This window comes from Paenibacillus zanthoxyli JH29 (assembly GCF_000520715.1).
Lineage (GTDB): Bacteria > Bacillota > Bacilli > Paenibacillales > Paenibacillaceae > Paenibacillus_AQ > Paenibacillus_AQ zanthoxyli.
This window is the reverse complement of the sequence record NZ_ASSD01000353.1, coordinates 1-20,236: the sequence shown is the minus strand read 5'-3', so window position 1 is coordinate 20,236 and position 20,236 is coordinate 1. Positions and strand designations below refer to the sequence as shown.

The window sequence follows — 20,236 nt, the reverse complement described above, 5'->3', positions numbered from 1 at the left end:
GCTGAACGGCTTGAATCGCAGCCGTATCCGATTCAAAAGCGACATATTGAATTTGGCTTGGGTCCAGTCCTGCATTTCTGAAAACCTCATTGAAAATAAAGGTGCTGCAATTCGGAGCCGTACCGCTGACCGTGATTTTGGCTCCCTTCTTCGATTCAACGTACTCTTTCAATGTTTTTCCGGCAAATTTCTCACTCGTTACATACCGCATATGACGGAATTTGGGATCAACGCTATCCGGCGGGTCAACCTCGCCCAAAGTAACGGCCTTGACCTTGGCACCTCCCGCAATATATGTAGCCAATGTATTCGGCAATGTCCCGCCGATATCATTGGTTCCGTTCAGAATGGCCGGAAGCTTCTGCTCCGTTTTCAGCTCACCCGTATATTTGATTTCAAGACCTTCCTCCGCGAAGAATCCTTTTTTCTCGGCGATGACCCAAGGTGTTGAGGAGCAATTCAATTTGGTATCGGTTTTAAGCGCGATTACCTTTTTTCCAGAATTTGCAGCATTATAATTCGCATCCTTGAGATTTTTAAGGCCAGCCGCGCCTTGGATCGTGTCCGATGTTCTTCCATAATAGCTTGCAATTCCGATCCCGGCGGCAACAACCACCGCCAAAGAACCGATAATAATGAAATTTTGCTTCTTCTTGTTTGCCATTGCTTTTGACCTCCTGAGAATATTTTTAATGTTGAACCTCTAATGAATTTGAACGGCTTCTTTCCATACCAGAAAATGCTTCTTCAACCTGCCAAATGCAAGATTGATGAGGATGGACAGCACCGTAATATAAAGAATGATGCCGTACATTAGCGGAAGCTGATACTTGGTTGTGGCGCTGATATAGTACCAGCCCAGTCCTGTGCTTGCCCCAATGACTTCCGAGGCGATAATCATGAAGAAGGATAATTGGGCCGCAATTTCAACGCCGGTAAAGATGTTGGGAAGCGCATAGGGCAGGATTACCTTGAGAAAAAGCTCCCGTCTCGTCGCACCCATTGATCTCGCCGCACGTATAAGCGAATAGTCAACGGCTCTGGCGCCGGACATCGTATTGAACAGCAGCGGCCACAGGGTCGCCCAGAAGACCACCGCCACTTTCTCGGCTGTGCCAATTCCGAAAAAAATCATAAATATAGGAATGATGGCAAAGGGGTTCAATTTCTCGCACATCCGAAAGAAGGGCAGCAGCAGCTTCTCGGCAGATTGGAAGAATGTTCCGAGCAGAAAGCCTAACGGAAGGGCAACGAGAATGGAAAGAGCGAAGCCCATGCCCACTCTTCCTAGGCTAACTGCAGTCTGTGTGAACAAAACATCCGAAGTTGCCGCAGTCCATAGACTCCTAATAACCTCTGAAGGCGGGGAAATTACACCCTTGGGCACCCATCCCGCTCCGATCTCCCAGAAAATGAAGAACAAGATAATCGGAATGCTTCCATAAGCAAATTTTCTTACATCTGACCAGAACGAGCTCATGTATAAGCTACCTCACTGTCTATTAAGTCTTTTGATGCTAAATGGTCTGTTCCTCTGCTACCTCTTTCCAGTCCACGATACTCTCTTCCAGAAAATCCAGAACGAAATTCAGCAGCGCTCCGACCACAGCCACGATCAAGGCCCCAAGATAAATCCGTTCGATGAATCCCATACTTTGCGCATTGTGAATGAGCCAGCCCAGCCCTTTATCCGCCCCCATGCTCTCCGCGCCGATCAGCATAAAGAAGCTCATCGTGAGGCCTGTCCGCATACCGGTCATGATCGCCGGAAAAGCCGCCGGAAGCACCACCTTGAAAAAAATCTGAATACGGCTGGCATTCATAGCTTTGGCTGCGCGGACAAGAAGCGGATCAACCTGGCTTATCCCGGCAATGGAAGTGAACAGAATCGGCCAAAAGGATGACCAGAAGATAACCGTATAGATTCCCCCTTCGCCTATGCCGATAATAATGACGAATACCGGAAAGAGAATATAAGGCGGAATCTGGGAAAGAAACAGGGTGAACGGTCTAATAAACCGGGCTAACCATGGAAGCGCGCCAGCCAGGATAAATCCGAGAGGCAGAGCCAACAAGGTCGACATAAAGAACCCCACGAACACCCTTTTCAGACTTATTGCGATATACAGCAGAATATTTCCTATTCCCAAATCCGCCCCTACTTTTAGAACTCTGGAAAAGGGAGGGACAAAGACGGCGCTGACCCATCCAAGCCTGGGAGCAATCTCCCAAATGATGATGAGTAAAAAAAACAGATAGTAGCTTGTCAGCGCATGATGAATCGACTTTAAAGCCTTAAGCATGTGATGATCAGTCCATTCTGATGATTATAATTGGTGTTCAAATAAATCCAACCCCCTGCTGCTTCCCCTCCTCCATCCGGTTAAGCTGACCTCTTTAAAAAGCAAAAGGCCGGCCCCACAACCTGTGTACAGGTCTGGGGTCCGGCCTCTGGCGATCCAGTCAGCTTCGATAAATCCTTACTTTTTTTATCGGAATTATTTAATTTACATCCTAAATGATTGCCTGCTGAACTGTCAATCGATCATCTTACACTGTCAACAAGCTGTAATAAATAAGATACATTTTCAGAAAAAAGAAACATTTTTCACAGACAAATGAAGCTGACTGTATGAATAACTTCTGCACCGCGTGCAGCTCCCAGCGCGCGGCGGGGCGACACGTGGTGGCAGTCAACCACACGCCTAAATTATTTTCCCCGCTTGTTGTGCCAGATCAATGCATGCAGCTGAGGGAGAACACGGGCGGCGTTCATCTCTGGATCGGCAATCACTTTCTCGAACAGCCACTCCAGCTTGTTCAGCAGACGCGCCGATATGTCGCCTTCTTCCGTAACATTTTCGTTCCCTGGCTGGAGAAAGAACGGAACATCCGGATAACGGTGATGCACCTGAACGGCATACTCGTAGTCCTCGTCGTCAAAGACGACGACCTTCAAGCTGTGAGCGCCCTTCCCGCTTGTGCGAACACGCTCCATAATGCTGTCCAGCACTTCCCAATCGGTAGACATCCCCGAGCTTGGCGGCTTCGGACTGATCGTAAGCGCGTCCACCTTCAGGAACCAGTCCTGCCAGCGGCTGCCCTGGGTTTCAATCGCCGCCTTGATGCCGCGTTCGTGAAGCAGGTCGATCAGCTCGGACAGCCCTTCATCGATCAGCGCCGGATTGCCGCCGGAAATCGTCACACAGTCGAAACGGTCGCCTCCAAGCTCCGTCAGTCCGGACATAATCTCTTCCGCGTCCATCATGACCCGCTTGTCTTTCCCGCTGCCGTCCCAGGTAAAGGCGGAATCGCACCAGGAACAGCGGTAGTCGCAGCCGTAGGTGCGGACGAACATTGTCTTAAGGCCGATGACCGCCCCTTCTCCCTGAATCGTTGGTCCGAACATTTCGATTACCGGTATTTTCGCGCTCATAAGTCGCAGCCTCCATATAGCCGGTACGACGGGCCTTCTTCAGGGATATCTGCGGCTAAGACCTCAGCCCAAGCGGTCGGCGTCTCCCACAGTTTGACGGAATATACGGGCAGGCCGCTCCTCTTCAGCGTATAGACGATGTAGCTTGCCAGATTCTCGGCCGTCGTACGGAAAGACAGCACCTCCGTCTTCGAGCCGCTCGCCTTAAGGCTCTCCAGAACGGGCTCGTCACCTTTGGCGAGAAAGGCATGGTCCAGCTTATCAACGACATGCTCCTTCACCAGCGCTTTAATGTCGCCGAAGTCGGCGACAAAGCCTTCGTCGGAACGTCCTTTCTCCGCGACCGGCTTGCCCTTCAGCACAACCTCCAGCTTATAGGTGTGTCCGTGGACGTTGGCGCATTTCCCTTTATGCCCGACCAGTTGATGCGCCGCGTCGAACGAAAAGATTTTGCATACCGTAACTTCGCCCAGCATCAGCGGTCCACCGTCTTTCTAACCTCTTCATACTGCTGAAGACCGCGGCTTCGCAGCTGGCAGGCGGGACATTCGCCGCAGCCGCTCCCTTTGATTCCGTTATAGCAGGTCAGCGTATGCTCGCGGATATATTCGAACTGGCCGAGTTCATCGGCGAGCTGCCAGGTTTCTTTTTTGTCCAGCCACATCAGCGGGGTGTGAATCACGAATTCGTAATCCATCGAGAGGTTGAGCGTAACGTTCAAAGACTTTACAAACACGTCCCGGCAGTCGGGGTAGCCGCTGAAGTCCGTCTGGCATACGCCGGTGACAATATGATTGTAGGATAACTGTTTGGCTAGAATCGCCGCGAATGACAGGAACAATAAATTTCGCCCGTCGACAAATGTGCTCGGAAGCTCCCCGTCCTCTCCCGCCTTAATCTCGATATCCCCGCGGGTCAGAGCATTCGGCGCAAGTTGATTCAGTAGGCCCAGATCCAGAATATGCTGTTTGACATTAAAATGGGCGGCGATTTCCTTGGCGACTTCAATTTCCGCCGCATGCCGCTGATTATAATTAAAGGTCACGACCTGAACTTCTTCAAACTGCTTCAGAGCCCACACCAGGCACGTTGTGCTGTCCTGTCCGCCGCTGAAGACGACCAGCGCTTTTTTGTTCATGTTCGAATCTCTCCTTATCGGTTGTCGATTGTCTCCGGGTACAAATCATGATTCAGCAGCCGGTGCTCGGCCATTGCCTCATATTTGGTTCCCGGTCGGCCATAGTTGCAGTAAGGATCAATGGAAATGCCGCCGCGCGGGGTGAACTTGCCCCATACCTCGATGTAGCGGGGGTCCATCAGCTTGATCAGATCGTTCATGATGATGTTGACGCAGTCTTCGTGAAAATCGCCGTGATTGCGGAAGCTGAACAGATACAGCTTGAGTGATTTGGACTCAACCATCTTGATCTCGGGAATATACGAAATATACAGAGTGGCAAAATCGGGCTGGCCGGTCACAGGACACAGGCTCGTAAATTCCGGACAGTTGAACTTTACAAAATAATCCCTGCCGGGATGCTTGTTATCGAACGTCTCCAGCACTTCGGGCGCATAGCCGAACTTATACTGCGTTCCCTGGTTGCCCAGCAGCGTAACGTCCGGCATTTCTTCTTTCAATCTTCCTTCGGACATAAAAAAAATCCCTCTCTTTTCCTTCGGCATCCTCTGCCGGTATTCGGAAAGAAGAACGAGATTTCATCAAACCTGATCCATGTTAGACTAAGAACGTGAAAAATGGACATACCCATGTTCGGGCATATCGGATCTTAGTTTTTTATAGAGGGAGTTTGCGAACCTCTCCTGCGGCATTGCCGCAGATTTTCTTCTACAATTATTATTCATGCGTTTAGAACTATATCACATGAACTTCAGTTACACAAGACACACAGTCCGCCAAAAATCGTATAGGAAACATTATGACATTCCGATTGACAGGCAGCCGCATGACGATATAATGGTTCTATGACTATTGAACAACTTGCCGCTTCTGACGAACAACGTGTGCGCATCTTCAAGGCTCTGGCCGATCCTACCCGTCTGCAGATCATTCGCACCCTAAAGGGCAGCCGTACTGAACTGAACTGCGGAGAGATCGGGGAACGCTGTGAAGCTTCCAAATCGAACGCCTCTTACCATTTCCGCACCCTGAGGGAGGCAGGGCTGATTCTTGTCCGAAAGGAAGCTCAGACCAAATACATACAGCTTCATTATGTGACATTCGACACTTATTTGCCCGGATTCCTGGATTCCTTGTGATCCGGTCTTTCTGGTCATGTTCGCTATAGGCACGGATACCTTTCTGATCAGTCCTCTTCTTCCCATCCTACTGAATGTTCGAATGAGAGTAAGACGGAAAAAAGCTGCCGGGATCACAAATCCCTGCAGCTTTTTGCGGTATAGCCAGCCTTTCATGTTACGGTTGTTCTTCTGCTCGCGGCTCATCCCCGATGATCTTGACTTCCGTTTCCAGTTCAATGCCGAATTTATCCTTTACTGTCTCTCTTACATGCTGAATTAACCCAATATAATCGCTTGCCGTCGCGTTATCCGCATTAATGATGAACCCCGCATGCTTCTTCGAAACTTCGGCTCCACCGATTCTTGTTCCCTGAAGTCCGCTTTCCTGAATCAGTTGACCCGCATACCGTCCCGGAGGACGTTTAAAGACACTGCCGCAAGAAGGGTATTCCAAAGGCTGCTTGGATTCCCGCATTTCGGTCAGCTTATCCATCGATGCCTTAATTTCATCGTAGTTTCCGGGCTTTAAGGCGAACCGGGCTTCCAAAATAAGATAATCTCCGCTTGAGAATACGCTGGTCCGGTATCCCCATTTCAGAGCATCGCCTTCCAGCCTCACTATCGCCCCGTTCTTGTCAACAACAAGCGCGCTTTGCAGCACATCCGCCACTTCCCCGCCGTATGCGCCGGCATTCATATACAGCGCGCCTCCGACCGTGCCGGGAATCCCGCAGGCAAATTCCAGACCTGCCAGCTTATGCTCCAAGGCAAAACGGGACGTCTCGATAATCTGCGCGCCGCACTGGGCGATGATCACATGATCCTCCACGCTGATCCCGCTTAAACTGGCCGTGTGCAGGACGATACCGCGAACCCCTCCATCTCTGATAATCACGTTCGATCCATTTCCTAATATGGTAAGCGCAACGCCTTTTTCAGCAGCATATGTAACGATCGCTTGAATCTCTTCGTAAGTCGAGGGGGATGCCAGAATATCGGCGCTGCCGCCCATTTGAGTAAAGACATGCGGTTTAAGCGATTCGTGGCTTTTAATGATCCCATTCGGAACAAGCCTCTCCAGTTCTTCTTGAATTTTCCCGATATCCATGGGTCTGCTCCTTTATCTGTTTTGCATATATTCAGGCATCCCCAACTTTAACAACGAACAGGCTCCCTTGTCAATGATGGGAGCCCTATACACTTATTTAAGTTTGCGGGACGGAAAAACTCCTGACCAATCAGGCCCCTGCTCCCGCTCCCACAGCAGTTTTCCTTTACCCGGATGATCCGCCGGGGTTATTTGTTCAGATGATACGGCACCGTCGCAACAACGATATCCTTATTGTTCATCAGATAAGTCCGGATAAAGACACTCGTCTGATTATGCAGGATGGCCTGCCACCAGTGCTTGGTGATAAATTGCGGGATCAGAATGGTTATATGGTCCGTCGAAGCGGTCTTCCATTCCACCGTATCGATAAATTTGACCAGCGGGCGCAAGACACTCCGGTACCTTGAACGAAGCACGATAAGACGCACTCCGGGGTCCCACTCCTCCCATTTCTGTTCCATTTTGCGAATCTCTTCCTCGTCAAAGCCGATGTATACGGCAACCACATTGTCCGTCAGCGATTTCGCATAGCTGATTGAATTAAGCACCGCCCGGGTTACAGCGGATACCGGAATAACGATCGTACTTCCCTTGATCACCGGCTTATCCTTATCCAGCTGAATCCGAAGCTCATCGGCCGTATTCATAAAATGACGGTGAATGCGGAGGAAGATGAGCATCACGATCGGAAGGAAAATAAAGGCTACCCATACGTTCGCGAATTTGGTGATGATAAAAATAAGTGTAATGGTAAGAGTTGTAAGCATACCAACCGTATTTACGGCAAATTTGCCTTGCCAGCCGGCCGGCTTCAGCTTAAACCAGCGCACCATCATACCGAGCTGGGACAGAGTGAAAGGGATAAATACACCGACGGCATAAAGCGGAATCAGATTTCCGGTTTCACCGTGAAATGCCGCCACAAGCAGCGACGAAGCCACGCCGAGAAAAATAATACCGTTCGAGAAACCGAGACGGTCGCCACGAACCATAAAGGCATGGGGCAAATATTTATCTTTCGCCAGCATGAACGACAGCAGCGGGAAGGCCGAGTAAGCCGTATTGGCGGCCAGGAACAGGATTACCGCCGTTATCGCTTGAATGCCGTAATAGAGGACACCCCGTCCGAAGGTCGATTCGGCAATTTGCGAAACCACCGTTTCTTTTGTACTTGGGGTAATGCCGTACCAGTATGCCAGCAGCGTAATGCCGGTAAACATGAATCCCAGAATGAGGCCCATCATCATCAGTGTCTTAGCGGCGTTCTTCTCCGCAGGAGCCTTAAAGTTCGGGATCGCATTGGATACAGCCTCGACCCCGGTCAGGGCCGAACAGCCGGAGCTGAAAGCCTTAAGAAGCAGGAATAGACTGACATTGGATACGGCTGAGCCAATTTCGGGAACAGCGGCATGACCGCCGCCGGCCGCGTATTTGATCAGTCCGGAAACGATCAGAACCACAATGGACAAGACGAACAAATAGACCGGGATGGCAATGAAGGATGCCGATTCGGTAACGCCGCGGAGGTTAATTATGGTCAGTATGATAATCACCGTAATCGCAATGGCCACTGAATGTTCGTGAAGACTTGGAAATGCCGAAGTGATCGCATCCGTTCCGGCCGAGGCGCTAACGGCAACCGTCAAAATGTAGTCCACAAGCAGGGAACCGCCGGCCAGAAGCCCTGTCGAAACGCCGAGATTATCCTTGGCAACAATATAGGCGCCTCCGCCATGAGGATAGGAAAATATCGTCTGTCGGTAAGATAAAATCAGAATCGCCAGCAATCCCAATACACCGAGTGCAATGGGCAAAGAGTACCAGATGGCTGTAAAACCGGCAGCTACCAGCACGATCAAAATCTGCTCTGTTCCGTAAGCGACGGACGAAAGGGCATCTGACGATAGAACGGCAAGTGCCTTCAGTTTGGATAGCTTTTCCTGGTCGAGTTCGGTTGATTTTCTGGGACGACCGATTAATAGTCGTTTTACACTGCTTACCATTTTGGATACATTTCCTCTCTTTGGTGAGTTGAAACGGTAGTACCGCGCGCCGTTTTCAGTCGTGGATTTTCAAAAATAAGGGCACAAAAATAAGCATGCGGAAATGACCGCATGCTTATGCATGATCATTATCCCACTGTAGCTTACGAGGTTAGCTGGCGGATTCGGACTGTGGAAGCCCTACGGGCCGGATTGACTTAACCGGCACCGATTCACCCCGTCGACCCTAGCGGTCAAGTTGGTTCCCCCGTTTTTCCTAACTGGAAAATTCAGCGCATATTCAACTTCTCACAAGGTCTAATATTAGTCCATAAAGTGAGAACCGTAAACAGTGAAAATAATGAAAAAGGAATGAAAAATCGACTAAAATCACGCAAATTTCAATCATGATATGTTCATGTCGTTTATTCTCTTGTATTATCCCTTCAGCACGGGTTTTTATGCCAGTTACATGAAAAAACTTCTACTCTACCTGAGTGAACCCGTCCCCAGTTTCTTCGGAAATCTCCTCTTCGCGTGCTCTGCCGTTCCACAACAATACAAAAATAAGCACAAAAGCCGTTAGCGCCAGCAGCGGAATGGTGATAAAACCAAAAAAATTGAGATAATCCTTCGTGCAAGGAACTCCGATGGTACAAGGAACCACTGTGCCCAGCGCCGGAATTTTCTGTTCCGCATAATGATACAAGGAGATGCTTCCGCCTACCACGCAAAGCGGCAGCACATACGGAATAATCCGCTTGTCATTACGATAGGTTGCGATGCCCAGAAGAAATACTTGAGGGTACATAAAAATCCGCTGGAACCAGCACAGCTTGCAGGGTTCGTATTTTAACACTTCGCTCAGATAAAGGCTGCCTGCTACGGCAACCAAAGAGACAAACCAGGCCAAATAGAGACAATGCCGCTTTAAAAAAGTGGAGAATGCGCTCATTCCGCCTCAGCCGCCTTTGCCGCTGACTCAATTTCTGCCGCAATCGCCGAAATGTTGAGAGGATCACTCGCCTTGATCCCGTTAATAAACAGCGACGGTGTGCTTTTCACATCATTGGTATTTGCAACCGCATTATCCCTTTTCAGTTCGCCTGAATACGTGCGATTTTGAATATCTTTGCGCAAAAGATCATAATCGATGGGGAGCTTTTCGTTTTGCGCAAGCTTTACCAGGAAATCCTCGGTCGCCCACTCGGCATCCTCATCCCCCTGGTTCGCATAGAGGGCATCGTAATAGGCCCAGAACGCTTCACTACTTTGATGATAAACGGACAGCGCGGCAAGTGAAGCCGTCTCGGAATCAGGCCCGATGAAGGACATATTGACAAAATAAAGCGCCGCCTTGCCAGTCTCGATATACTCTTGCACAAGCAGCGGTTTGATGCCGACGGAGAACCGGGCGCAGGCCGGACATTTGAAATCGCCGAACTCTACCAGCTTGACCGGCGCATCCGCCTTGCCAAGTCTGGGAAGCTCATCGTAATTAAAGGATGCCGAATTGCCCGTATTTTTGGAAGCCAATACGAACAGTCCGGCAAAAATAACAACCGTGAGCAGGATCGTTCCGATTAATAGAATACGCGTCTTCTTCTTCTGCCGCTCCAGCTCGGCCTGGCGTCTTTCCTGCTTGTTCTTGAATGAGGAGCTTGTCCCGTTTTTCTTCGATTTACTCAAGGGTGGAATTTCCTTTCTGTCCTGATGGACCCGAAAAATGAAATGATTGTAAGCTTAAAAGAGGGTACCCCTATAGCCATCGCTTTAGAGAGGTACCCTTGATATGATTCAGAGCTATGAATCTTGCTTTCAGGCTCCCGCTTCTTCCGCCAGCTGCTCCATTTTCAGAAGCTTAATGCGAGAGATGCGCTTGTTATCCGTCTCCTCGATGATGAACAGATGGCTTCCATACTCGACGAATTGCCCTTTATGCGGGGGACTGGCTTCCAGTCTGGAATACAACCAGCCGCCAATCGTGTCGTAATCTTCCGTTTCCAGCTGCAGATCGAATCGGCTGTTCACCTCTTCAATAAGCAGCAGGCCGTCGAGAGAGTATTCCTCCTCGCCATTCTTCTCGATTTCCGGGCGCTCCTGGTCGAATTCGTCCTGGATTTCCCCGACGATCTCTTCCATAATGTCCTCGAGGGTAACAAGTCCTGAAGTTCCTCCATACTCATCAATCAGAATCGCGATTTGCGTCTTCGCTTTTTGCATCGTTTTCAGCAATGCGCTGATTTGGATCGACTCAGGCACCGTCAGAACCGGCCGAATCAATTCGTTAAGGTTCACCGTATTTTCCCGGATCAAATCCTTCATATGAATAAATCCGATAATGTGGTCTTTATCGCCCTCGCATACCGGATAACGCGTCCGCATGCCTTCAAAAGCGATTTGTAAATTTTCCTGGACGGATGATTGAATGTTAAGGCAGATCATTTCCGTCCGTGGAATCATGATTTCCCTGGCCGTGGTGTCCGCAAATCCGAAAATATTGTCCACCAGAGCCATTTCGGTATTATCGATCAGTCCGCTCTTGTTGCTTTCCTGCATAATAATCCGGATCTCTTCCTCTGTATGCGCTGTCCCCATCTCGGAAACGGGCGCAAGCTTGAACATTCGCAAAAGCCCCTGTGCCAGACCATTCACCACCCATATGAAGGGGTACATCAGCTTGTAAAAGGCGCCGATCAGTCCTGCTGTCATCAGCAGCACCGTCTCGGCCTTGTTAACCGCAATCGACTTCGGAGCCAGTTCGCCAAGCACAATGTGAAGAACGGTGATAAATAAAAAGGCAAGGATAACAGAACATACATGCACTGCCGTACTGCCTAGTCCGAATCCGGACAAAAGCGGTGACAGCAGCGCCGCGATGACAGGCTCTCCGAGCCAGCCCAGAGCCAGCGAAGCCAGGGTGATGCCAAGCTGGCAGGCCGAGAGGTACGCGTCCATATTGCGGATGACGCCCTGCGCCGATAGTGCTCTTTTGCTGCCTTCCTCAGCCAGGGAATCGACCCGCCCTCCGCGCGCTTTCACCATCGCGTACTCCACAGAGACGAAAAATCCGTTTAACAGCACCAAAAGAATAATCAGACCAACTCTTAATAAACCGGGTAAAGGGTCGCTCAAATTTTACTCCTACCCGTCGTTTTTGTCAGGCCGGCGGGTAGGCCCACCTCCTTCGTTTTATCCAAATATTGACGTCCAACTTGGCAGCCATTCCTTTCGCTACATATTTCCCAATAGACTCAGCTCCTTGCTTATTCCGGTATAAAGATATTCATTATTATATAAATATATCCGGCATTCCCGCAAGCATGCGTCTTCCTTTCAAACCAGGCGGATTTAAGCCCAGTCCGGTTTACCTGAGGGTTTCTCACGGAAAAGAGAAAGTCCCGCGCCGTTAGGCCGGGACTGGACGGGTATTTCGATCAACGGGTAACCGGGGGAGCGCCGATGACGCCCGGGTACTGGTACACAAGGGGCTGGTCAAAGGTTGCAAAATCCAAATTGACCATTAGCAGGATCGTACGTTGGCCGGTAGTCGGATCACTGATGATGATGTGGTCGCGTCCAGCAGCCTCCAGTACGCCTTTGAAGATCTTGGCGTTCCATTCGCTGTTATTCTCGTAGGTCATATAGAACGTGCCGACCTTGCCGAGGTTAAGCCGCAGGATATTCTCGATGTAGGATTGCTCGAAAGCGGGCTGCGCTCCCGAGACAACAGCACCTGTAGGCGTCATCGCACCTCCGCTTGCTACCTGCGGGGGGACGCTTCCGGCTGCCGGCATTCCGGAAGTAGACATGCTTCCGTATGTGTAAGTAACGGGACGATAGGGCTGCATAATCATGAATCATAACCTCCTTATAATAGGTGAGTCTTTTAGTAAACGGCTGGGCAATCTCCTTGGGTTGGCCGAAAAAAGCAATGAGCTTTGAAACGGCCGGTATTCTCCTGATTAAACCAGGTGGCCGGGCATTCGCCGACGGGACGGAAAAACCAGAGGGCGTTGGAGGCCGGGCGAGTTCTTTCACCTCCGATGGCGCGTCTGGCAAGGCGAATATCCCTTTCCCTCGCACGCTGGTAGAAATATCCTTTGGTCGGTGCTTCAAACCCGCCCGGACTTTGAAATACCATATCGTCGATCGACCTGATGTTTCTAAAATCCAGACAGTTGCCCAGTATCCGGTTGACTCCGACATTACCCACCATCAGCATGCCGGGATCTCCGTCTTCCTCCGCTTCCGCCCGCATTAGCCGGGCCAGAACTTTTTCCCCTTCCGAATTGGTCTTAATGACGGCCACGCGCTTTCCTCCTTCAATTGCCACTTGAGAGGCAGTCGTTCTGTATTGCACGATGTATTGTATGTGCGAACGCCCAAGTGGTGACTTTACCCTGCCATTTTTTTGGAGGAACTTGTGCTCTTACCGTATTTAAGGCTCGTAAATCATCTTCCGGATCATACATCATTTATGCCTATAAATGTAATATATCCCCCGTATCCGCATAACGGAAACAGAGGATATTGAATAATCCTGCTCTGCTTAAAAATATTTGAACCTAGCGTTCGTCCATAAAGGAATAATGGGGTTCCCGCTTGAAACCATGATACCTAGTGCCTTGAAAGGTTAGGCGCCCCCGGTCCCGCTCGGCGCTGACGCCGTATTCGCTCCCGTTCACCATGAACTCCACCCGCTCTCCGTCTTCCAGCTCAAAGGTCAAATAGTGGATCATCACTGCACGGGCGATGTTACCGTCATCCTGAGGCTTTTGTCTGATCTCGCTGCGCTTAGACACTATGCGGGCAGGAACGGTAAGCACAGGCAGACGGTTGTTCCTGAACCACCCAAGCAGTCCTTTCCCGGCTGACAAGGCGATAATGCCTGCCATCACGACGACAAAGATCGGCAATACCGTGCCCGCAAAATCAAACATCCAGGATGGGTCCGGTCCCAATTTCATAGCGATTCCCCCTCGCCTCCCGTATTTCGCCCGCAAGTCAACCGGCCAACCCGGGCATCCCTACATTATATGCTTTTACTTTTGCGGCATACTTACTGCTTCAGACATATACGCATACAACGAGGATTTTAATCCAACTAAAAAGACCGCACGCTCTCCCGGATTTCAGGAAAACTTGCGGTCTTAAACCTTGAGTCCAATGATTAGATTATGCATGCACCAGGTTCAAGAAGTTTTTGGTTTCATCTTCTTGCTCCGGAATCATGCCGTTCTCAGCCCAGCAGGCTCTGCATTGCTCTTCAGTCTGGCATTGGTGGGCATCTTCACAGGTGTAGCACAGCTGCAGCAGGTTTTTGGTTACAAAATCCGTTTCAAATGTTTTCATTATAATCTCTCCTGTCGATCGTTTAGTTTGTGAAAAAATGAACTTGCTCTCTATGTGTTAAATATATCACAGGGGATTTGATGATAATGTGATTATTTTCACATTTAAAAGAAAATTTTAAATAATTTTTGTATTGTTAATTTTAGACTATTTAAAAAGCGCGCGAATCCCTATCTTTTCAGATTTGGAACGCACGCCTTCTTTACTGAACTCGCCAATTGACGCCGCCATTCGTTGTTTGTAAAAGAATTGACCGCTTGTTATCGCTCTTTTCAATCAGCAGCCAACCGACCTCTTTCGAGATAAATTGAAGCTTGACGATCTCCGGATACATGGTAAGCCTGGATTGAAGCACATCGCTGGGCGGGAGTGCTTTCCAGTCTTTTCCTTGGTTGGTCGTGTGATACAGAAGATTCCCATTCAGCATCCAGCCAAGGTCCGCATCCAGAAAGGTTGGGGGCACATCCTCATTCATTCCTGTCCGGACACCGAGATGAAGCGGAGAATACATCCATTTTTCTCCTCCATCCGTTGTGAATAAGCCATCGTAGAATGTCCCTTCGACGCCCTTCTTGCTGCCGGCTACCGGTATCCATCCGCTATTCGTACCGAAAAATTCGGGTTGTCCCAGCTTAACCGTATCATAGTTCTTGAAAGCGTCAGCGGAAGCAAAGGTGTTATCTTCATGCCAGCTGGCTCCGCCGTCCACGGTGTGGTACAGCTTTGGAGTCTTGGATTTGTTCAGTGTGACCAAGCCATGCTCGCGATCCCGAAATACCATACCACCGGTAACGCCAACTACCGGAATCGCCGGATGGAGGGATTTCGGAGAAAATTGATCATTTTGCATAATCGTCTTCCAGGTGGCTCCTCCGTCTTCGGTCATATATAGCGCCTTGCTCTCCCCGCTCCCCTCGGAGTCCCAGGTGGCCAACAGCCAGCCCTTTAAGGGAGAAGCGAAATATGCGGATGAAATCCTGCCGCCTTGATTGACAGATGAAATTTTCCAGCTCTTTCCCCCATCCCTGGTCCGCAGCACAGTAGTTTCCATCATTCCGAAAGCCTGCCGTATAATCCATCCGTTCCCGGGATCTGTGAAAAAGATGTCCTGCCCGTAGACGGGATTGGATGAGAACTGGACGGCCGAAGCGGGAGAAATATTGGTCCATGTCTTTCCGCTGTCCCGGGTTAAATATAGCCGCAATGCATTTTTGGTTACGCCCCAAGCCAGTCCCTCCGACTCGCTGAGCAGCTGAAAGTCGGTAAGCCTTGTCTGGATTTGGTATTTCGATTTTTTTGCAGAGTAGATGTTGCCTGCATCCGGCGTAATCAGGGTAATCGTCTGCCCTTCCTCAGGCAGCTCCGTCAGCTTCGGCTGCGGTTTCGTTTCCGGCGGGGGAGACGAACAGGATGCCACGGTCAGCGCAGCCAGCAGAACGACCAGCAGAACGATAAGTAACTTCCTATAATGTTTCAGGCGAACAGCCGGAAAAGGCAATGCTCTCTCTCCTTTCGGCGTTGATAGAAGTATCCTCGTCTGATTATACGCTTCCCGTAACACCAACAGCAAATATGCTTTGATCCCCTAAAGCGGTTCTCTTCAACTCGAAGCGGCGAGGTCTTGATGATGTCGAAATCCCACCTTTTTCATGACAATAAGCGACATTATAAACAAAAAAACGCGCTGCTTCTCCAAATTTCGTTGTCACTTCCGGTTGTTATTGGGTAATGGATTAAAAAGAACGTTCTTGAAAAGACTAACGAATGAAGATATGATGGTTAAGATTGGACACAAAAATTTCACATCATTCGAAGGAGATGGAACTATGGCCCCCCCTTTCAAACCAAATCGAGTTGTCGTTATCGGTACCGGAGCAGTCGGTACAACGACAGCCTACACCCTGCTGCTGCGCCGCCGCATGCCTGAACTTGTACTCATTGATGTTAATCACCAAAAGGCGCTTGGCGAAGCGCTCGATATGAACCACGGCATGCCTTTTGCGGGTGGTGTAAAATTGTGGGCCGGAACCTACGAAGACTGCCGGGATGCGGATATTATTATCGTCACCGCAGGCGCTTCACAGAAGCCTGGCGAGACACGCATTGATCTGCTGCGCAAGAACATTTCAATCTTCCGGGATATTATCCAAAAGATTACGAAATATAATTCACACGCCATTTTACTGATTGCAACCAATCCGGTTGATATTCTCGCTTACGCTACGCTGGAAATCAGCGGCTTCGACCGCAGACGTGTTATCGGTTCCGGGACCGTGCTGGACAGCGCCCGTTTCCGTTACCTGATCGGAAAGCATAAAGAGATCGACCCGCGCAGCATTCACGGTTCCATCATCGGCGAGCACGGTGACTCCGAGGTGCCCGTATGGAGCCTTGCCAACATCAGCGGCGGCATCGAGCTCGGCTTTAACGATGAGACCCGGGAAGAAATTTACCAAAATACGAAGAACGCCGCTTATGAAATTATTAATGCCAAGGGAGCAACTTCTTACGCCATCGCGCTCGCGCTGGACCGGATTGTAGAAGCCATCCTCAGCAACGAAGGAGCCGTACTGAACGTTTCTACACTTCTGAACAACTATAACGGCGTTTCAGATGTATTCCTCGGTGCTCCATGCATTGTGGACCGTTCCGGGGTTCGCGAGGTGCTGAAGATGCCGCTGAGCGAGGAAGAGCAAGCACTGTTCCAGCAATCTGCCGAGAAGCTTAAGGCCGAAATCGCGAAGCTGGAGCTGTAACTCAAACGGCGCGTCACCATAAAGCGCAAACAGAAGAAGCCGCCAAGCGCATAACTGCCAGGGGCTTCTTTTTTAGGTTCAATATAACAGATGATTGCCTATTCCTCGCTGGGTCCTTCTTCATCCGCTGGCCATTTTTTATCCAGAAGCCTGTCCGCCAACTGTGCAAAGGGCTCCGGCTGCAGCAGCTCCACAGGCGAAAATCCTTTGTCAAAAGTAAAAGAAGACCCTTCAATTACAAGCGCATAGCGGTCGCCAAACGTGGCAATATGGATCTTGTCTCCATAATCCGCCAGGAACCCTTTGATATAGGTGTCGCCGATTTTGAATTTCAGTTCGATTTCCGGCTTGATGTCAATAATCCGCGAAGCCGCCTCGATCACTTCCTCAGGCTCCCACTTATGCTGGATATCGCGCTTCTCGCTTGCGGCCCAAAGCTCCAGGTCACGCTCGATCTGCTGGCGCTCTTCATGGGTCTCGTCCGGCCATTTGGTCTCCACATAGCTCTGTACATACCCCATAACCTGGTCGTTCACAATTTCGGGAATCGACTGCTCATAGGTGACGAACTTCAGAAAATCCTCAAAGTAACGGGCATGCGAAGACTGGTGGATTTTGAGTTCCCATTCCTCGAACATGCCTTCCTCCAGCATATAAGGATATTGAATCGACTTCATGTTGCGGGCGCTGATCGCCATTTCCACCTCGCTGATCAGACTGCGCTCATCGGAAATACGGGCAATTTTGGACTCGAAATCGCATTTCATGATGAACACGAACGGGTCGTCGCCATGGGTACGCAGCACGGCCTGAGAAAGAATAAGCGCTCCCCCGCGAACGGCGCTCGTATCCAGATAGCTTCGGACGAGATCGTCACCGAATTGGTGAAAGGATTCCACATCTTCCGCCGCGCGCAGCCGCGTGAGCTGATTGAAATTAGGATTGCTGTCAAGATCATAACCCGGCTCTACCAGAAAGCGTCCGATCTTGGTCGGCGCCTGCTCCGAGTTCGGATTCTTCTCCACTTTGCGCTTGGCTGTCCGTGTAAACTCACCGTCAAGAAACTTCTTGATCTCACTGTGCTCATACTCTTCCTCATCCATAGTCTGGTAATGCTTGTAAGATTTCGCGCCTTGCCCCTCATTTCCTTCCACTTGAATCACATAAAAGGACAGAAATTGGACATTGAATTTCATCTAATGCAACCTCATTTCCTGTTCACCGTACGTCGGCATTCTGTCATGTTATCTATTATAGCTGGAGCTGCAGGCGGGACATGGCCTCTTCTTTTTCCTTGTCCGTGATATGGGTGTATACCGTTGTCGTCTGTATGGAGGAATGTCCGAGCAGCTCCTGCACGGTCCGCAAATCCGCACCCTTTCTTAGCAGCATCGTGGCAAAGGAGTGCCGCAATTTATGGCTGGAAAAAGCACGCCGGCGGGCAGCCGGAATTCCGCTCTGGAAGCGCTGAAAGGTCTCGGAAGCAATGCCCTGAATGGCCCGGATCGAGAGCCTGCGCCCTTTTTGCGAAATGAACATCGCCTCTTCCCTGCTTCCGCGCCACGGCGTCAGCCGTTCCGCAAGAGCATTGTCCAGATAGGGAGCGACATCCCCGGGTACGGGAACATTACGCCATTTCCGGCCTTTGCCGAATACGCGAAGCATCCGCCGCTCCGGATGATAGTCTCCCAAATTCAATGTATGTATCTCCCCGACGCGCAGACCCATATAGGCCATCAGCAAAAAAACGGCCAGATTCCGTTCTTTATATTTACCGTCCACTTTTGCCAGAAACCGCCGAATGTCGTCCTCTTCCAGATAGACCGGCTCCCGGTTCTTCTCGGTCTTGGACTTTTTGATGCCCGCTGCGGGGTTGCCGGTCAGCAGTTCAAGCTCAATCAGCGATTTGAAGAAGCAGCTGATGGAAGCGTGCTTGCGGTTCCTTGTCGTGTCGCTGACTCCGCGTTCGCGCATGGAGGTAAGGAAGGAGATTACGTGCAGCTTTTTGACGGTGTTCAGCTTTTTCCCGTTCAGACTGTTCAAGAACTGCCGCACATCCGCAAGATACGATTTCTGGGTATAGGCCGTGTAGCCCGCGTCCTTCATCCAGATGATAAAGGCTTCGAGTTCTTCTTCATATCCAAGCAGAGCTTCGTCCATCCAAGCTCCCTCCTCCCTTGTTTCGACCCCTTATTATAGCAGATCCTAGCTTAACCGTGAACGCCTTGCCGATGCCACCCTAGGGCATGCTGCCGCACCGTTTCCATAAACGCATCCAGCGCAGGAGATTTCCATTTCTTCCGGTGATAGGCAACCTGAGTCGCCACACGCTGGGATTCGTCATCCCAGTTTAGCCGCGCCATCGTACCCTCCGCAAGCTCTTTCTGTACCGTAACGAGCGGCAGGAAAGAAATGCCCAGACCGGCCATGACACACTGCTTGATGGCTTCGATGCTCCAGAACTCCAGCTTCGGGTCCGGGTACACTCCATGCGCATTCAAATGCTGCTCGAACAGCAGCCGGTACGAACAACCCGTCTCGGTATGCAGAATCGTCTCCTCTTTAAGATCGGACGGCTGGACCGTGGAACGATGGGCCAAGCGGTGATTCACCGGAGCGACCAGCGCCATTTCCTCATGCACCAGCGTCTCGATATAGAGATCCTTATCGTCCCGCTCGGGCTGCAGCAGAAATGCCAGATCCAGCTCGCCCGACCGGATCATCTCCTGCAGCTCCCAGCAGTAACCGGGCTTCAGGATCATTTCCACCTGAGGGAACCTCCCTCTAAATTCGCGGATAATGCCGGGCAGCCGAAAAGCCGCGAGAGATTCGGGCGCGCCGATCTTGAGCGATCCGCCGATGCCGCTTTGCGAGCGCAGCGCGTTCTCGGCCATCGCATGCATTTTGGAAATCTCCTGGGCATATGGCAGCAGGCGGCGCCCGGCGTCGGTTAAGGTGATTTTTTTGCCGATTCGGTCAAACAACGGCTGGCCCAGCTCGCTCTCAAGCGTCTGGATTTGCGCCGTAATGCTGGACTGGGCATAATCGAGCTTCTGGGCGGCACGCGTGAAGCTGCCTGCTTCCACCACGACCAGAAAAGTAAAAAGATGACGGGATTCCATTGGCACGCTCCCTTCCATCGGAATTTTGAATGGATGGTATCTAAACATTCCGTTTTTCCAATAGAACCATTATCTGATACTCTGAAACAAAAGACAAGAAAGGCTGGATGAAATTTAATGAATGAGTCCAATTCCCTGCAAAACCATATCGGGATGCCGCAGGCGATCGCCCTTTATATTGGTGCGGTGCTAGGATCGGGGGTTCTGATCGTTCC

General features: G+C 50.4%; 22 protein-coding genes and 2 riboswitches. Of the genes, 2 read left to right on the top strand and 20 right to left on the bottom strand.

The features are described from left to right. From L691_RS0112805 to queF, 7 genes are all read right to left on the bottom strand, one after another. Positions 1-664: ABC transporter substrate-binding protein (locus L691_RS0112805; RefSeq protein ID WP_025690908.1), on the bottom strand; the 664-nt coding region annotated here is incomplete at its 3' end. A 39-nt stretch (positions 665-703) separates the two neighbouring features. Continuing rightward, positions 704-1,480, bottom strand: coding sequence for an ABC transporter permease (locus L691_RS0112800; protein ID WP_025690907.1), 777 nt, complete (start codon positions 1,478-1,480; stop codon positions 704-706). Between the two features lie 37 nt (positions 1,481-1,517). Next, positions 1,518-2,303 (bottom strand): ABC transporter permease, encoded by a 786-nt coding sequence (locus L691_RS0112795; protein WP_025690906.1) that lies wholly within the window; start codon positions 2,301-2,303, stop codon positions 1,518-1,520. Positions 2,304-2,710: 407 nt separating this feature from the next. Next, complete coding sequence (gene queE, locus L691_RS0112790; protein WP_025690905.1) at positions 2,711-3,436, bottom strand: 7-carboxy-7-deazaguanine synthase QueE; 726 nt, start codon at positions 3,434-3,436, stop codon at positions 2,711-2,713. Next, positions 3,433-3,912 (bottom strand): 6-carboxytetrahydropterin synthase QueD, encoded by a 480-nt coding sequence (gene queD / locus L691_RS0112785; RefSeq protein ID WP_025690904.1) that lies wholly within the window; start codon positions 3,910-3,912, stop codon positions 3,433-3,435. Before queD ends, queE begins: the two co-directional genes overlap by 4 nt. Next, positions 3,912-4,574, bottom strand: coding sequence for a 7-cyano-7-deazaguanine synthase QueC (gene queC / locus L691_RS0112780; RefSeq protein WP_025690903.1), 663 nt, complete (start codon positions 4,572-4,574; stop codon positions 3,912-3,914). The genes queD and queC overlap by 1 nt, the downstream gene beginning before the upstream one ends. 14 nt (positions 4,575-4,588) lie before the next feature. Then, complete coding sequence (gene queF, locus L691_RS0112775; RefSeq protein ID WP_025335111.1) at positions 4,589-5,089, bottom strand: preQ(1) synthase; 501 nt, start codon at positions 5,087-5,089, stop codon at positions 4,589-4,591. Between the two features lie 133 nt (positions 5,090-5,222). After that, a riboswitch (PreQ1 riboswitch) is annotated at positions 5,223-5,261 on the bottom strand. A 158-nt stretch (positions 5,262-5,419) separates the two neighbouring features. Between queF and L691_RS0112770 the strand changes: the two genes are divergently transcribed. Continuing rightward, the gene (locus L691_RS0112770; protein ID WP_025690902.1) at positions 5,420-5,713 is read left to right on the top strand and encodes an ArsR/SmtB family transcription factor; all 294 of its coding nucleotides are present in this window, start codon (positions 5,420-5,422) and stop codon (positions 5,711-5,713) included. A gap of 157 nt (positions 5,714-5,870) precedes the next feature. Here the strand turns inward: L691_RS0112770 and murB are convergent, their stop codons facing one another. The 10 genes from murB to L691_RS0112715 form a co-directional block, all read right to left on the bottom strand. Continuing rightward, positions 5,871-6,803 (bottom strand): UDP-N-acetylmuramate dehydrogenase, encoded by a 933-nt coding sequence (murB, locus tag L691_RS0112765; RefSeq protein WP_025690901.1) that lies wholly within the window; start codon positions 6,801-6,803, stop codon positions 5,871-5,873. A 188-nt stretch (positions 6,804-6,991) separates the two neighbouring features. After that, positions 6,992-8,809, bottom strand: a complete 1,818-nt coding sequence (locus L691_RS0112760) for an APC family permease (protein ID WP_025690900.1) — start codon at positions 8,807-8,809, stop codon at positions 6,992-6,994. 125 nt (positions 8,810-8,934) lie between these two features. Continuing rightward, a riboswitch (cyclic di-AMP (ydaO/yuaA leader) is annotated at positions 8,935-9,094 on the bottom strand. Positions 9,095-9,272: 178 nt separating this feature from the next. Then, positions 9,273-9,743 carry a disulfide oxidoreductase gene (locus tag L691_RS0112755; protein WP_025690899.1) on the bottom strand — a complete coding sequence of 157 codons (471 nt, stop codon included), beginning with the start codon at positions 9,741-9,743 and terminating at the stop codon, positions 9,273-9,275. After that, on the bottom strand, positions 9,740-10,477 hold the full coding sequence (locus tag L691_RS0112750; RefSeq protein WP_051459365.1) for a DsbA family protein: 738 nt from the start codon (positions 10,475-10,477) through the stop codon (positions 9,740-9,742). The genes L691_RS0112755 and L691_RS0112750 overlap by 4 nt, the downstream gene beginning before the upstream one ends. Before the next feature lie 129 nt (positions 10,478-10,606). Then, the gene (locus tag L691_RS0112745; RefSeq protein ID WP_025690897.1) at positions 10,607-11,923 is read right to left on the bottom strand and encodes a hemolysin family protein; all 1,317 of its coding nucleotides are present in this window, start codon (positions 11,921-11,923) and stop codon (positions 10,607-10,609) included. Positions 11,924-12,225: 302 nt separating this feature from the next. Further along, on the bottom strand, positions 12,226-12,600 hold the full coding sequence (gerQ, locus tag L691_RS0112735; protein ID WP_232229176.1) for a spore coat protein GerQ: 375 nt from the start codon (positions 12,598-12,600) through the stop codon (positions 12,226-12,228). Positions 12,601-12,677: 77 nt separating this feature from the next. Continuing rightward, a complete protein-coding gene (locus tag L691_RS0112730; RefSeq protein WP_025690895.1) occupies positions 12,678-13,100 on the bottom strand; it encodes a cell wall hydrolase in 423 nt (140 codons plus the stop codon). Between the two features lie 256 nt (positions 13,101-13,356). Next, entirely contained in the window at positions 13,357-13,758 is a 402-nt protein-coding gene (locus L691_RS0112725; RefSeq protein WP_084654118.1) for a DUF2500 domain-containing protein, read from the bottom strand. 208 nt (positions 13,759-13,966) lie between these two features. Further along, positions 13,967-14,143, bottom strand: a complete 177-nt coding sequence (locus L691_RS32810; RefSeq protein WP_169733350.1) for a hypothetical protein — start codon at positions 14,141-14,143, stop codon at positions 13,967-13,969. 202 nt (positions 14,144-14,345) lie between these two features. After that, a complete protein-coding gene (locus L691_RS0112715; RefSeq protein ID WP_025690893.1) occupies positions 14,346-15,641 on the bottom strand; it encodes a WD40/YVTN/BNR-like repeat-containing protein in 1,296 nt (431 codons plus the stop codon). Between the two features lie 328 nt (positions 15,642-15,969). Here L691_RS0112715 and L691_RS0112710 point away from each other — a divergent pair, with 328 nt between their 5' ends. Beyond that, the gene (locus L691_RS0112710; protein ID WP_025690892.1) at positions 15,970-16,899 is read left to right on the top strand and encodes an L-lactate dehydrogenase; all 930 of its coding nucleotides are present in this window, start codon (positions 15,970-15,972) and stop codon (positions 16,897-16,899) included. Between the two features lie 98 nt (positions 16,900-16,997). On the opposite strand, the gene L691_RS0112705 is transcribed toward L691_RS0112710, so the two are convergent. From L691_RS0112705 to L691_RS0112695, 3 genes are read right to left on the bottom strand one after another with little or no spacing between them, the layout of a single operon-like run. Further along, positions 16,998-18,095, bottom strand: coding sequence for a DUF3900 domain-containing protein (locus tag L691_RS0112705; RefSeq protein ID WP_025690891.1), 1,098 nt, complete (start codon positions 18,093-18,095; stop codon positions 16,998-17,000). Between the two features lie 55 nt (positions 18,096-18,150). Beyond that, positions 18,151-19,059, bottom strand: a complete 909-nt coding sequence (locus L691_RS28790; protein WP_036736894.1) for a tyrosine-type recombinase/integrase — start codon at positions 19,057-19,059, stop codon at positions 18,151-18,153. Positions 19,060-19,109: 50 nt separating this feature from the next. Further along, positions 19,110-20,021 carry a LysR family transcriptional regulator gene (locus L691_RS0112695; RefSeq protein WP_025690890.1) on the bottom strand — a complete coding sequence of 304 codons (912 nt, stop codon included), beginning with the start codon at positions 20,019-20,021 and terminating at the stop codon, positions 19,110-19,112. Between the last annotated feature and the right edge of the window lie 215 nt (positions 20,022-20,236).